This window comes from Pseudomonas putida NBRC 14164, from assembly GCF_000412675.1.
GTDB classification, from domain to species: Bacteria; Pseudomonadota; Gammaproteobacteria; order Pseudomonadales; family Pseudomonadaceae; genus Aquipseudomonas; species Aquipseudomonas putida.
Genome location: NC_021505.1, coordinates 2,776,745 through 2,791,222, shown reverse-complemented (window position 1 = coordinate 2,791,222; position 14,478 = coordinate 2,776,745). Strand labels below are relative to the sequence as shown.

The 14,478-nt window shown below is 63.3% G+C and carries 9 protein-coding genes; all 9 read left to right on the top strand.

What is annotated here, in order from left to right:
- The first annotated feature begins 22 nt into the window (after nucleotides 1–22).
- The 9 genes from tssJ (at nucleotide 23) to PP4_RS12360 (ending at nucleotide 14,431) form a co-directional block, all read left to right on the top strand.
- Nucleotides 23–745, top strand: coding sequence for a type VI secretion system lipoprotein TssJ (tssJ, locus tag PP4_RS12400; protein WP_016499524.1), 723 nt, complete (start codon nucleotides 23–25; stop codon nucleotides 743–745).
- On the top strand, nucleotides 742–2,085 hold the full coding sequence (tssK, locus tag PP4_RS12395; RefSeq protein ID WP_016499523.1) for a type VI secretion system baseplate subunit TssK: 1,344 nt from the start codon (nucleotides 742–744) through the stop codon (nucleotides 2,083–2,085). Before tssJ ends, tssK begins: the two co-directional genes overlap by 4 nt.
- The gene (gene icmH, locus PP4_RS12390) at nucleotides 2,082–2,798 is read left to right on the top strand and encodes a type IVB secretion system protein IcmH/DotU (protein WP_016499522.1); all 717 of its coding nucleotides are present in this window, start codon (nucleotides 2,082–2,084) and stop codon (nucleotides 2,796–2,798) included. The genes tssK and icmH overlap by 4 nt, the downstream gene beginning before the upstream one ends.
- Nucleotides 2,799–2,828: 30 nt before the next feature.
- On the top strand, nucleotides 2,829–6,626 hold the full coding sequence (locus PP4_RS12385; RefSeq protein WP_016499521.1) for a type VI secretion protein IcmF/TssM N-terminal domain-containing protein: 3,798 nt from the start codon (nucleotides 2,829–2,831) through the stop codon (nucleotides 6,624–6,626).
- Nucleotides 6,623–7,531 (top strand): type VI secretion system-associated protein TagF, encoded by a 909-nt coding sequence (gene tagF / locus PP4_RS12380; RefSeq protein WP_016499520.1) that lies wholly within the window; start codon nucleotides 6,623–6,625, stop codon nucleotides 7,529–7,531. The genes PP4_RS12385 and tagF overlap by 4 nt, the downstream gene beginning before the upstream one ends.
- Nucleotides 7,528–10,023, top strand: a complete 2,496-nt coding sequence (gene tssM / locus PP4_RS12375) for a type VI secretion system membrane subunit TssM (protein WP_016499519.1) — start codon at nucleotides 7,528–7,530, stop codon at nucleotides 10,021–10,023. The genes tagF and tssM overlap by 4 nt, the downstream gene beginning before the upstream one ends.
- 143 nt (nucleotides 10,024–10,166) lie before the next feature.
- Nucleotides 10,167–10,685, top strand: a complete 519-nt coding sequence (locus tag PP4_RS12370) for an Hcp family type VI secretion system effector (protein WP_016499518.1) — start codon at nucleotides 10,167–10,169, stop codon at nucleotides 10,683–10,685.
- Nucleotides 10,686–10,781: 96 nt separating this feature from the next.
- The gene (gene tssA / locus PP4_RS12365) at nucleotides 10,782–11,867 is read left to right on the top strand and encodes a type VI secretion system protein TssA (RefSeq protein WP_016499517.1); all 1,086 of its coding nucleotides are present in this window, start codon (nucleotides 10,782–10,784) and stop codon (nucleotides 11,865–11,867) included.
- Nucleotides 11,868–11,914: 47 nt separating this feature from the next.
- Entirely contained in the window at nucleotides 11,915–14,431 is a 2,517-nt protein-coding gene (locus PP4_RS12360; RefSeq protein WP_016499516.1) for an excinuclease ABC subunit UvrA, read from the top strand.
- The last annotated feature ends 47 nt before the right edge of the window (nucleotides 14,432–14,478 follow it).

Here is a 14,478-nt window from a genome sequence, read left to right as displayed (position 1 = left end):
AATGACCGGAGGTTTAGCCGTCATGCAACTCAAGCACACCGCCCTCAAACGCCTGACCACCGCGGCCCTGCTGCTGGCGCTGGCCGGTTGTGGGGTTACCGACCGAATCGGCAAACGCATGGAGGACAGCTGGGCTGCCGACATGCTGGCCGACAACGAGAAGGTCATCCTGACCTCTGACGGCGGCAACCAGCTCAACCCTGATGCCGAGGGCAAGCCACTGTCGGTGGTGATGCGCGTGTACCAGCTGACGGACCTCGAGCGCTTCGCAGCGACCGATGCAGAGACCCTGTGGGATACCCCGCAAAAGGCACTCGGCAACACCCTGGTGGAAGCACGCGAGATCACCCTGCTGCCGGGCATCGGCCAGATCGACCAATGGCCGCTGGCCAAGAATGCTCGCTACGTTGGTGTGGCGGCGTTCTTCCGCGATGAACAAGGCGCGCGCTGGAAAGTCGCTTTCGACGCCAACTCGCTGCGCAAGGACGGCATCTGGTTCTCCTCCGACGGCCTGCGGGTACTGGTGGACAAGACTGAAATCAGCGCCATGCGTGGCGTGGATGTGCTGGACAAACCACCCACCGCCGACCAGCTCGCGGCTGCGCAAAAGGCCAAAGACGCTGACCCGACCCTGACGGACAAGGTGCAGGGCGCAGTTATCGAAAAAGCCTCCGACGCCGCAGGCCAGTCGGCCAGCAACGCCATGGATTCAACCTTCAACTCTTTAGTGGATAGCGTCAAATGAGCAAGCAGAGCCGGGTGATGTGGTCGGAAGGCATGTTCCTGCTGCCCCAGCACTTCCAGTACCAGGACGAGTTCCACCAGCACCAGTTGGCTGAGTCGACACTGCGCAGTACCCCTTTCCATTGGGGGGTACAAGCGCTGCAGGTCGACGAAGACGCCCTGGCCAACGGTACGCTGCAGCTCAAACGCCTGAAGCTTGTGTTCCCAGATGGCAGCCTGTACGACGCGCCGCAGCACGACCCGCTGCCTGCCGCACGCGACCTCAAAGACCTGCTCAAGGCCAATGACCTCAAGGTCTATGCGGCACTCAAGCTGCCTGAGCCCTTTGGCCTCAATTACGTCGAAGATGGCCACGAACACAAGGCTGCGCGGCGTTTTCGCAAACAGTTCGACACCCTGCCAGACCTTAACGAAGGCGAACTGGAGAACGAAATCACCAGCCTGCGCCTGAACGTGGTAATGCTGGTCGACGGTGACAGCCTCGACGGTTACACCCATTGTCCATTGGCCAAGCTGACCCGCAACAGCATGGGCGGCTTCAATATTGACCCGCATTTCGTCCACCCTACCCTGCACCTGGGTAGCCACGAAACCATCGCCGGGCTCGGCAAGCGCCTGCTCGGGGCCCTGCAGGCCAAGAGCAAGGCACTTTCCGGCCGGCGACGTGAGCGCGCCGACCAGATCGCCGAGTTCGGGTCCAGCGACGTCACGCTGTTCTGGTTGTTGAACACGGTCAACCGTGCCCACCCGCAGTTGGCTCATCTGCTGGCTCATCCGCGCCTGCACCCGGAGCGCTTGTACCTGTTCCTCGCCGACCTGGCTGGCGGGCTGCTGACCTTCACCCTGGACACCCAGTTAAGCGACATCCCTGAGTACGACCATCAAGACCCCGCAGCATCATTGGTGAAACTGGACGAGATGATCCGGGTAATGCTCGACAACGTCGTGCCCAACCAGTGCATCGTCATCAACCTTACCCAGACCAAACCGTCGCATTGGCAAGGCCAGTTGCACGATCCACGCCTGGCCGAGGCGGACTTCTATATTGCCGTGCACGCCGACATGCCCGGCGCCAGCCTGTTGGAGCTGGTGCCCCGGGCGTTCAAGGTCGGCTCACCGGAAGACATCGAAGTGGTGGTCAACAGCGCCATGCCTGGTGTCACCCTCAACCATGCCGCCCGGCTGCCGAACGCGATTCCGGTACGCCTGGACAACCAGTACTTCGCCATCGAGCCGCACGGCAATGTGTATGAGCGAATGATCAATGCCCAGGCCATCTGCTTCTATGCGCCCAGCGCCTTTACCAACCTCAAGCTTGAACTGATGGCGGTGCTCAAATGACCGAAGCCGTATTGCAACAGGGCGCCGTCGCGGCCGCCAATGACAAACCGACACTCAAGGACCTGGTCCAGGACTTCATCAGCATGGCGCTGATCGTGCGTCGCGGGCGCCAGGTCACCTCGGTGCAGGCTTTCGAAGGCAGCGTCGAGCGCTTTTTCACCAACCTGGAGCGTGATGCCCGCGCCGCCAACTACAGCGTCGAGCAGGTCAAGGACACCCAATACGCGCTGTGCGCTTTCCTCGACGAAAGCGTACTGCGCTCAGGCGACAACGAACTGCGCCGGCACTTTGAACTGCAGCCGTTGCAGTTCCGCTATTTCGGCGTGCACCTGGCAGGTGAAGGCTTCTTCGAAAAAGTGGATGCGCTACGTGCCGACGTCAAGCAGAACATCGACGTGCTCGAGGTCTACCACCTGTGCCTGGCCCTGGGCTTCGAGGGCAAGTTCAGCCTCGGCCAGAAAGACCAGCTGCGCTACCTGGCCAATACCTTGGGCCAGGATATCGCCCGCTACCGCAAGGCGCCCAAAGCCCTGTCACCGGACTGGGCCCTGCCCGACCAGGTGTCGCAGATGCTGCGCCATGAAGTGCCGCTGTGGGTGTATCTGACGCTGATCGCGCTGGTCTGCATCGCCGTGTACCTCACGCTCGACTGGTTGCTGGACAAGGACGTCGCCGCCCTGTCCGAACAAATCCGCCAGCTGTTCAGTGCCTGAGCACACGTCAGGTAGCCGAGTCAGGAAGACATGAAAACATTACTGCGTCTGTTGAAAAGTTTCTGGGTGCTGCTGCCATTGCTGTGGCTGGCCAGCCTGTTGATTTGCTGGCTGGCCGCGCCGCTGGTGCCGTGGCTGCGTCATCACGTGCCGGAAGCGCTGGCAATAATCAGTGCCTGCTTCCTGCTGGTGATTGTGCTGCGCCAATATCAGCGCATCCGTGCCGAGCACAACCTCGAGAACCTGCTGCAAATCGAGGTCGACCGCTCGTGGAATGCCACCGGCGAGTTCCGTGACCAGCAGGTACTGCGCGAGCGCCTGAAGCACGCCATCGCCATGCTGCGCACCGACCGCTCTGCCGGAGGCGGCGGCAAGGCCGCGCTGTCCGATCTGCCCTGGTACCTGGTGGTTGGCATGTCGGCTGCGGGCAAGACTTCGCTGCTGACCCATTCCGGCTTGTCGGCCAGCATTGCCACGGCCAACGACAGTGAAAGCGGTACCCAGCACTGCGACTGGTACTTCAGCCCCGATGCCGTGATGATCGATACCGCCGGGCGCTACCTGCGCGACGACCAGTCGGCCAGCGAGTTCTCGGCCTTTCTGCGGATGCTGCGCAAGCAGCGCGGCAAGGCGGCGATCAATGGCCTGGTCCTGGTGGTAAGCCTGCCCGAGTTACTGGCGGCCAACAGCGATGAGCGCAATGCCTTGGCCAACCAGTTGGTGGCACGGGTCGAAGAGTACGCCGAATGCCTGGGCGCCAACCCGCCGATCTACCTGATGCTGAGCAAGACCGACCAGTTGCCGGGGTTCAGCCAGGCATTTGAGGGCCTCGACCTGCACGAACGCCAGCAGCCGCTGGGCATGACCTTTGGCCTGTCGGAAATCCGCAACAATGGCCTGCACGCCGTGCTGCAAACGCGGCTGAAAAACCTGCAAGGCCGTATTCGCCAGCACGTCGACGCACAGATGATCGCCCTCGGTGCCGAAGCCGATAGCACCCTGTTGAACTTCCCGCAGTATTTCGCCGCCCTCAGTGAAGTGCTCGAACCCTTCCTTGACCACTTCACCCAGGGCCATCGCGGTGGTAATCCGCTATTGCTGCGGGGCCTGTACTTCACCAGTGCGCTGCAGACCGGGCAGCAGCTGGGGCAGGTTTATGAAGACGTCATCGCCGATGAGTTCGCCCTCCAGGCGGCCTACGACGAGCGCGTCGAAAGCACCACCAAGGCCGTCGGTAACCGCAGCTACTTCATCACCGACACCTTCCGCCGGGTGATCTTCCCGGACCGCGACCTGACTTTGTACCAGTCGCGCCAGGGCAGCCAGGCCGCGTTCAGCCCTCTGTTACTAGGCCTGGCCGTCGCCACGGGGGTTGTGTTCATCGGCTGGCAGGCACTGTCGTTCATCAACAACCGGCAATGGCTCGAAGGCCTGCGCGGGCAACTGGCGCAGATCGAACAAGCGCAGGAGCGCGAGCAACTGCTGGCTGCCGGCAAGGGGTTGGAGGTGCTGCGCGAACAGATGTCGATCGTCGAAGCCCATCGCCTGCAAGGTGTCCCGCTGCAATTGGCTGCCGGCCTTTACCATGGCGAAGCGATCCACCAGGTGAGCAGCACCGCTTACCTGGCGCAATTGCGCAGCCAGGCGCTGGAGCCGATCGCCCGTAGCCTGCAAGTGCAGATGCGCGCGTTCAACACCTTTGCCAACGGCATCAACCAGGCCCTGGAGTTCACCCCGGCGCCGCAGCCTAAAAAACGCAGCGGCAAGGCGATCGCCGCTGCCGTGGCCGCCAAGGCCGCCGCAGTCGACACCCGCCTGGGCGCCTACGCCGCCAAGGTCAACCTGGCCACGGCCAGCGATGCTGCCGAGTTGTCTGCCACTACCGGCGGCCTGTCGTTGTCCGAAGAAATGCTTGGCCGGCTGAACGAACAACAGGTGGCCTCGATCATCGAGGCCTACAACACACTCAAACTGTACCTGCTGCTGACCGAACCCCAGGCTCACCCGGACCCGGCCTTCGTCTCTGCAAGCCTGCCCCAGGCCTGGGCCGGCGCAGCAGCTGAAGGGTCCCCGGCCGACACCCGGGTAATCGAGGAAAACGTGCCGCTGTACGTGCAGCTGCTGGAGCAAGGCCAAGCGCCCGCGCTGCCGCGCAACGAGCAGTTGATCAATGAAACCCGGCAGAACCTCAAGGCATTCATGATCTCCAGCTCCCTGGTCGATCGCGAATACCTGCGCCTGCAACTTGAGTCGAGCCGCCAGTTCCCGGCGCTCAGCCTCAACGACCTGGTCCCGCAACCGGGCCGCGCGCTGCTGTACAGCTCCGCTGGGGTACCGGCAATCTACACGCGCCAGGGCTGGGACACCTTCGTCAAGCCCGAGCTGATCAAGCTGGTGTCGGGCAACCTGCGCAACGAGTCGGACTGGGTGCTGGACGGCGAAGGCGGCGATGCCGTCGTGCAAAAAGCCAACTTCGTGCGTGAGTTCATGGCCCGCTACAAGCGCGACTACACCCAAGCCTGGTACAAGATGGTCAGCAGCGTCGGCATGCGCCACTTCGCCGACCTGGCCTCGGCCACCGATCAACTGGGCCTGCTCAGCGACGTGCAGAACTCGCCGGTGAAGAACCTGCTGGCTGCGGTCAATGACAATACCCGCTGGGACCTGCCGATCAACCATGCTATCCCGAGCCCAGGTGCCGCCCGCGATGACGGCTTCTGGAGCAAGGTCACCGGCCTGTTCGATGCCGATCACGCCCTGCCCGCCAACGTCGCCCCGGCCCTGCCGGCAGTGGATGACGGCAGCCTGGCCAAGCGTTTCGAACCGGTGGCGCGGGTGTTCGCCGAGAACAACGCAGAAGGCGCCGACAGCACCATCATGGACCGCTACCTGGCTGCGCTGCGCAAGCTCAAGGTGCGCATGAACAACATCCAGCGCTCGCAGGATGTGGGAAAGGGCAGCAAGCAGTTGATCAGCGAGACCCTGGAAGGCCAGCCGAGCGAAGTCACCACCGTACGCAATTATGTGGAAGGCAGCGTCGATACCAGCCAGGACGGCCTGTCCCGCTCCTTGCAGGGGCTGTTCAGCCTGCCCATCCAGTACGCCTGGGCCACCCTGCGCGACCCGGCCGGCCAGCAAATCGCCAAAGCCTGGGCACAGCAGATCGCCAAACCGTGGGAACAGGTCATGGCGCACCGTTACCCCATTGCCGGTAGCAGCAACAACGAAGCGTCGGTGAAAGACCTGCAGCGCTTCGTCGACCCGCAAAGCGGCCTGCTCCCGGCGTTCAAGCGTAACGAAATCGGCAACCTGGCCGGCGGTGAAGGCCTGGGCGTGGGTGACAGCAAGGGGCCAGCGCTGGTCAACCCCGGCATGCTCAACAGCATCGACAAGGCCAGCTCGGTGGGCCAGGTGATCGCCAGCCTCTCGGACCGTGACAACGGCTTTGAGATCATGCTGGAGCCTTCGGCCAACTTCACCGACATCGTGTTCACGCTCGATGGCCAGGAACAGCACTACCGTAACGGCCGCAGCAGCTGGAACCGCTTTGCCTGGCCGGCCACCAGCAACGCCCCCGGCGCACGCCTGGACGTGGTTACCCTGAGCGGCGCACGGCTTACCGTGTTCGACTTCCCGGGCCGATGGGGCCTTCTGCGCATGAACGAAAGCGCCCGCGTCGACGACCTGGACGGCATTCAGCAACGCTTTAGCTGGAACACCGCCAGTGGCCGCGTGAGCCTTGTTGTACGCAACTTCGGTGGGGTCAAGCTGACCGATCTGGGTAACGTCAAGGCCCTGAGCGCCCTCAACGACAGGGGCGCGCAATGATCGGTTGCTTCGGCAAGCTACCGACGAGCGCGGACTTCGTCAGCCTGCACGGCGCGACGGAGGAAGCCTGCGAGTTCGACGCCTGGTTGCAATCATCGCTGGTGGCCATGCGCCACCGCGATGACTGGCAAGCGTTGTTCGACACGCTGCCGATGTGTTTTTTCAACTACCGCGCACGCAACGGCAACTGGCTGCTGGGCGGCCTGCTCAGCTCGCGCGATGCCAGCCAACGGCGCTACCCGTTCTTCATCTTCCAGCTGATCAAGGGCGAGGAAGGCATTGCAGGGGTCAATCCGTTCACCCTTGGCGAACTGTTCAGCGCGCAGATCAAGCCTTTGCTGCATCAGGCCGTACAAGGCGCCGATTGCGCCAGTCTGTTCGAACGGATCAAGGCCTTGCGCCCGCTGCAGGGCCAGGACCTGGACCTGTTCCGCCGGGTTCATGCCAAGTTCCTGCACGACTTCAGCTTTGCTGATGTCGCCCGCGCCCTGCACGGTTCGTGGCCGGGCTTCGACAGCGCCACCGCGCTCGCTCACCTGAAAAACAGCAGGGGCTCGCTGCACGGCGACTTTGCGGGCGGCATTGAATTGCCACTGCCGGCAGAACGCGGCCTTAAAAATCCTGTTGCCGATCTGTGGCTGACCTGGCTGACACGCATGAGCGGTAGCCATGGCGTGCCGGCGGTAAGCCTGCTGGCCGATGACTTCATGCACCCGCGCCTCTACTGCTTCCCGTCGCGCCATGCCAACTGCGCCTACCGACTGCTCAGTGGCTGCGCTGACAAGGGTGAGCATCTGAAATTGCTGAGCCCGCTGACAGGTGCGCCACAGCTGCACGATTACGACCGACCTCTTGAACACGTCATCGACCAGTTCGTCGATGCACTGGATGCGACGCCTGTATGAACAAGATCAAGTACTACTGCCTGCGCTACCAACCCTACCTGCTGGGAGTGGCGTTCTTCCTGGCGATTTTCCTGGTCTGGGCCATTGGCCGTGCCTTCGGCTTCGCCTCGCTGCACAGCTTGCTCGCAGGTATCGGCGTGTTTCTGTTGCTGTCAGCGGGCTATGTACTGCTGCTGTACCGCGGTGTCGGCCAACACCACAACCTCGAAGGCTTGCTGCGTGACGACGCTGACCAGGCCGTACTCAGCGCCACCCCGGCCGACCGCGAAGAAGTCAGCCTGTTGCGCGAGCGCCTGCTGCAGAGCATCGAGCGCCTGCACAGCAACAAGCCCCGCGGCGCCTCGGCCAAAGACGCGCTGTATGCCCTGCCCTGGTACCTGGTGATAGGCCAGCCGGCCGCGGGCAAGAGCACCATGATCCTGCAGTCGGGCCTGAACTTCCCCTATGCCGAGCGCGAAGGCGCAAGGGTGGCGGGCCTGGGCGGCACGCGCAACTGCGACTGGTTTTTCAGTTCCGAAGCGGTGCTGCTGGACACCGCCGGGCGCTACATGAACAGCCCGGAAGAAGCCGGCAAATGGCGCGGCTTCCTGCAGCTGCTGCGCCAGCATCGCCAGCGCCGTCCCCTCAACGGGTTGATCGTGAGCGTCAGCATCGACGACATCCTGCATGGCTCGGCCGAGGACCAGGAGCGCGTGGCCAAGCGCCTGCGCGAACGCATTCAGGAAAGCTGCGCCCTGCTCGAAGTGCGCCTGCCCATCTACCTGGTGTTCACCAAGTGCGACCTGATACCCGGGTTTACAGCGTTCTATCGCCAGCTGGACGACGCCTCACGTGGCGAAGTGATGGGCAAAACCTTCTCGCACAAGGGTTACGAACAGGCCGACTGGGGCCAGCGCTTCGGCAAGGCCATGGACGAGCTGACCGGTTACTGGCGGCAGGTGGCAGGCCAGCAGTTGGTGCAACAGGACATTCAGGTAACTCGGCAGAACAACGCTGCCTATCGGTTCCCGCTGGAGCTCGCCGCCCTCAAGCCGCGCTTGCAGCAGTTCGTCGACAGCCTGTTGCGTGCCAACCCGTACCAGAGTGCCGAAATGCTGCGCGGTTTCTATTTCACCGCCGCGCTGCAAGCCGACGAAGCCCAGTGGGGCAGCCACGGCCAGCATGTGGCCGAGCGCTTCGCACTCGAACACGCCGCAGGTGCTGCCGAAGCTGGCAGCCAGCCGGCGCCGCTATTCATCAATAGCCTGTTCCGCAAGGTCATCATCCCCGACCAACACCTGGTGGCGCTGTACACCAGCAACCACCGCGAACGCCGGCGCAAGGCTGGCTGGGTCGGCGCCGCCGGCCTGGTAGCCATTGTGCTGTGCAGCCTGTGGGGCTGGTCGTACCTGAACAACCGCGCCACCCTGGCCAGCATTGCCGGCGAACTGGCCCAGGCCAAGGCCGACGACCAGGCTGCCAGCGGCCAGTACACCGCCTGGCGTAGCCTGGATCGCTTGCGCTTCTGGGCCGCGCACTACTATCAGCAACACCATGAGCAGGGCGTGCCGCTCGGCATGCGCCTGGGCCTTTACCAGGGCCATGAAGTCGAGCCGCTGCTGCGCAGCCGCTACTTCGCCACGTTGCAGAACGTGATGCTCAAACCCACGGCCGACAACCTCACGCGAACCCTTTACCTGTTGACCACGCTCAAGGTCTACCAGCGCAACACCCGCGAGTTGCAGCCGGTGAGCGGTGTTGACAGCGTCGAGGCCGAGGCGCTGCCGCATGACAACCGCGCCCAGTCGATCGCCGATTTCGGCAAGGCCACCCTGGACACCTATGTGATGCTGTCCCCGGCCCAGCGCGAAAAGGCCGACCCGGCGTTCCTCAAGGCGCACCTGCCGGACTACTGGTACCCGGCTATCGCCCGCCACACCGGCCAGCGCATGACCGCAGCCGGTAGCGAAGCAGGCAGCAACCAGGACTACCTGTACGCAAGCCGGCAGATCACTTTCTATAGCGACCAGATCCGTGAGCCGGATGCGCCACGCATCCTCGACAACGCCTTCCTGATGTCCAGTTCGCGTAACTACATCGACAGCCTGCGGGCTCAGTCGCTGCGCTCGATCGAGACCATCACGCTGGAATCCGACACCCTGTTCGCTTTCGGCCGCGCCGACTTCCAGAGCCTTAGAAACGAAGGCCAGGGCCAGCTTAGCGCGATTGCCAGCAAGCTGCTGAACACCCCGAACATCGGCAAGATCGTCATCTCGGGCCACGCCGACCAGTTGGGCGACAGCCAGGGCAACCTGCAGGTTTCGAAACAACGGGCGCAAACCATACGCACCTATCTGGTCGGCAAGGGCGTGCCTGCCGAACTGGTGGTTGCACAAGGCGAAGGGAGCCGCAAGCCATTGGTCAATTGCGACATGCAGCAACCGCGCGCGCAATTGATCAAGTGTCTTGAGCCCAACCGCCGGGTAGAAATCGAAGTGCGTGGTCTCAACTGAGCCATGCCGCAAGAACCGGTCGCCCGGGCCTCACAGGAGGAGGCCCGGGGGGCGGCAAGCTACCTCTGCCGGCGTGCCCGGCGAGGTCAAAACCAAGGGGCGCATGAGCAACCCTTTACATGTTGTTAATGGAGAGTTTCACAATGGCATTTGACGCGTATATCCAAATCGACGGCATCCCGGGCGAAGTACTGGATGACAAACACAAGGACTGGATCGAAGTGCTGGGCTACGAGTACGGCGCCACCCAGGCTACCTCGGCAACTGCCAGCTCCTCGGGTGGTGCGTCGTCCGAGCGTGTTGCCCTGAGCGACTTCAAGATCCGTAAAGCCGTCGACAAGGCTTCGGCCAAGCTGTTCGAGCACTGCTGCACCGGCAAGCACATCGCCAAGCTGAAACTGAACGTGAACCGTGCAGGTGGCGATAAAGTCACCTACCTGACCATCGACATGGAAGAAGTCGTGGTCTCGTCGGTGAAGTTCGTTGCCGGTGGCAACCAAGGGGGTGAAGACAAGGCCGTCAGCGACCTGCCAATTGAAGAAATCAGCTTCAACTTTGCCCGTATCAAGACCACCTACACCCAGCAGAACCGCACCGACGGTCAGGCCGGCGGCAACATCGTCGGTGGCTGGGACCGCACCGCGAACAAAGTGTTTGCCTAAGCAGGTGACAAACCATGGGCCGCTGCGGCGGCCCATACCCGGCAGCGCCGCCAGTTTTTCTGGCGCGCTGTTCATTAGCCATGTCCAGAGTGTTATATGCCTGAAATTCTCAATGACCTTTCGCTGGCCACGCTGGCCGCCCCCATCGAGGGTGGCAGTGGCGAAGACTTGAGCTTCTCTGCCTTGTTCGACCAGATCAAGGAGGCACGCCGGGCCGACCCTGACTACCTGACCCAGGGCGACTGGCAAACCGACCTGAAGACTGCCAACTGGGAGCAGGTGATCGACCTGTCGGCGCAAGGGCTGGCGGAGCAGAGCAAAGATTTGATGCTGGCGGCCTGGCTCAGTGAAGGGCTGGCTCAGCGCGAGCACTTCAAAGGTATCACCTTTGGCCTGGAGCTGACCGAACGGGTGCTGGACGCGTTTTGGGAGACGCTGTACCCAACCCTGGAAGACGGCCTGGATGAGCGCGCAGCGCGGCTGTCCTGGCTCAAGACCACGCTCAGCGACATTGCCGGTGGTTTGCCCATTACCCAAGGGCAGAATTTTGGCGTGTTGCGCTATGACGAATCACGCCACGTAGAAAACCTCGCCTTGCAAAACCCCAAGGCAATGCAGACAGCGCTTAACGAAGGCAAGATCAACGCTGAGATTTTCCAGCGCTCGGTAGCACTTAGCGACACCGATCACCTGCGCGCCAAGGCCTTGGAGATTGCCACCAGTCTCAATGCATGCAAGCGCCTGCAGGCTACGGTAGACCGCCTGTTCGAGCGCGAGGCACCCAGCTTTGCCAGCCTTGCCGACATGCTCTCGCGTGCAAGCCAGCTGGCGGAGAAACTGCTCAAGGACCGCGGTGTCGAGCTGCACCCCACCCTCCTCGAGGAGCAGGAGCCAGAGGCCGTCACGGCCAACCCCCAATCAGCAGGTGAACAAATGGATACACGCCCACCGGCGACTGTGCCAGCCGCCATGCGCACCACGCCGCTGACCCGCGATGAGGCGTTCACCATGCTTGCGGGCATTGCCCAGTACTTCAAGCAGAGCGAACCGCAAAGCCCGGTACCCTACCTGATAGAACGTGCAATAAAGTGGGGCAACATGCCGCTGGAAGGCTGGCTCAGTGATGTGATCAAAGACAACAATGTCGTGGACAACATCCGTGATGTGCTGGGCACCCGCTAGAATGCTGTTACTTTGACGGCCACTCCCCAACGTTCAAGGATCGCCGCATGCGTCAGCGCCCTACCTCGCCAACGGGTTTTGTCCTAGTCCGTGGCGCCCGCGAGCACAACCTGAAGAACATCGATGTGGATGTGCCCCGCGATGCCTTGGTGGTATTCACCGGCGTGTCCGGCTCGGGCAAGTCTTCACTGGCTTTTTCCACGCTGTATGCCGAAGCCCAGCGTCGCTATTTCGAATCGGTGGCCCCCTACGCCCGGCGCCTGATCGACCAGGTTGGCGTGCCAGACGTGGATGCCATCGACGGCTTGCCGCCGGCGGTGGCGCTGCAGCAGCAACGCGGCACGCCCAGCGCACGTTCCTCGGTGGGTAGCGTCACCACCCTGTCCAGCTCGATCCGCATGCTCTACTCGCGCGCGGGCCACTACCCGGCCGGGCAGGCGATGCTGTATGCCGAAGACTTTTCACCGAACACGCCCCAGGGCGCCTGCCCGGAGTGCCACGGCCTGGGCCGGGTCTACGAGGTGACCGAAGCGACCATGGTCCCCGACCCGTCGCTGACCATCCGCGAGCGCGCGGTGGCGGCGTGGCCAATGGCCTGGCAGGGGCAGAACCAGCGCGACATCCTGGTAACGCTGGGCTATGACGTCGACATTCCCTGGCGCGACCTGCCCCAGGCGCAGCGCGACTGGATCCTGTTCACCGAGGACACGCCCACCGCACCTGTGTATGCCGGCCTGACCCCGGCACAGACCCGCGAAGCGCTAAAGCGCAAACAGGAGCCCAGCTACCAGGGTACGTTCATGGGCGCCCGGCGATACGTGCTGCATACCTTCATGCACTCGCAAAGCGCGCAGATGCGCAAGCGCGTGGCCCAGTACATGCGCCCCAGCCCCTGCCCGCTGTGCCAGGGCAAGCGCCTGAAGCGCGAGGCACTGGGCGTGACGTTCGCCGGCCTGGACATCGCCGAGCTGTCGCACCTGTCGTTGCAGGCGCTGGCCGAGGTATTGCGCAAGGTGGCGGCAGCGGACTACCTGACCCAAAAACAGGACCCGCTGACGGTAGAAAAGCGCCTGGCTGCCCAACGCATCGCCAACGAGTTGCTCGAACGCATCGATACCCTGCTTGCCCTTGGCCTCGGTTACCTGGCACTTGAGCGCAGCACCCCGACCTTGTCCTTCGGTGAGCTGCAACGCCTGCGCCTGGCCACCCAGCTGAATTCGCAGCTGTTCGGCGTGATCTACGTGCTCGACGAGCCGTCGGCCGGCCTGCACCCTGCCGACAGCGAAGCGCTGTTCGAAGCCCTGCAACGCCTGAAGCAGGCTGGCAACTCGGTGTATGTGGTGGAGCACGATCTGGACACCATGCGCCGCGCCGACTGGCTGGTGGATGTAGGGCCAGATGCCGGCGAGCATGGCGGCACCATCCTCTACAGCGGCCCGCCCGCAGGCCTGGCCGAGGTCGAGCCGTCGCGCACTCGCGCCTACCTGTTCAGTGCCCCGGCCCGGTCCACGCGTGAGCCGCGGCAGGCCCGCGACTGGCTGAAGCTTGAGGGCATCACCCGCAACAACCTGCACAACGTCAGCGCCGCCTTCCCGCTTGGCTGCTTTACCGCCGTTACCGGTATTTCCGGCTCTGGCAAGTCCAGCCTGGTCAGCCAAGCCCTGCTTGACCTGGTGGGCGCGTACCTGGGCCATGCCGAGCAACGTAGCGAGCCGGAAGAACAAAACCTGGAAGACGAACCTGAACAGGCCAGCAGCGGCCACGTGAGTGCGGGCCTTGGCAGCATCAAGCGCCTGGTGCAGGTCGACCAGAAGCCGATCGGCCGCACACCTCGCTCCAACCTGGCCACCTACACCGGCCTGTTCGACCATGTGCGCAAGCTGTTCGCCGCCACCGATCAGGCCAAGGCCCAGGGCTTTGACGCCGGGCGCTTTTCCTTCAACGTCGCCAAGGGCCGTTGCGCCAACTGTGAAGGTGAAGGGTTTGTCAGCGTCGAGTTGCTGTTCATGCCCAGCGTCTACGCGCCCTGCCCGACCTGCCATGGCGCCCGCTACAACCCCGAAACCCTGGCTGTCAGCTGGCAAGGCATGAACATCGCCCAAGTGCTGCAACTGACGGTCGACCAGGCCCTGCAGGTATTTGCCGAACAGCCACCGGCGCGCCGTTGCCTGCAAGTGCTGCAGGATATCGGCCTGGGCTACCTGCGCCTGGGCCAACCGGCCACCGAACTGTCCGGTGGCGAAGCGCAGCGCATCAAGCTGGCTACCGAATTGCAACGCCAGGCCCGCGGTGCAACCCTGTATGTGCTGGATGAGCCCACCAACGGCTTGCACCCGCAAGACATCGATCGGCTGCTGGTGCAGTTGAACCGCCTGGTCGACAGCGGGCACAGCGTGGTGGTGGTCGAGCATGACATGCGCGTGGTGGCGCAGAGCGACTGGGTGATCGATATCGGGCCTGGGGCCGGAGATGCCGGGGGCAAGGTAGTGGCCAGTGGCACGCCGCAGGAGGTGGCCGGGTGCGCCGACAGCCGCACAGCGGCGTTTTTGGCCAAGGCCTTGTAGCGCCTGCGCATTGCCAGGTTCCACAAACGGCGCTTAGAATGCGATCA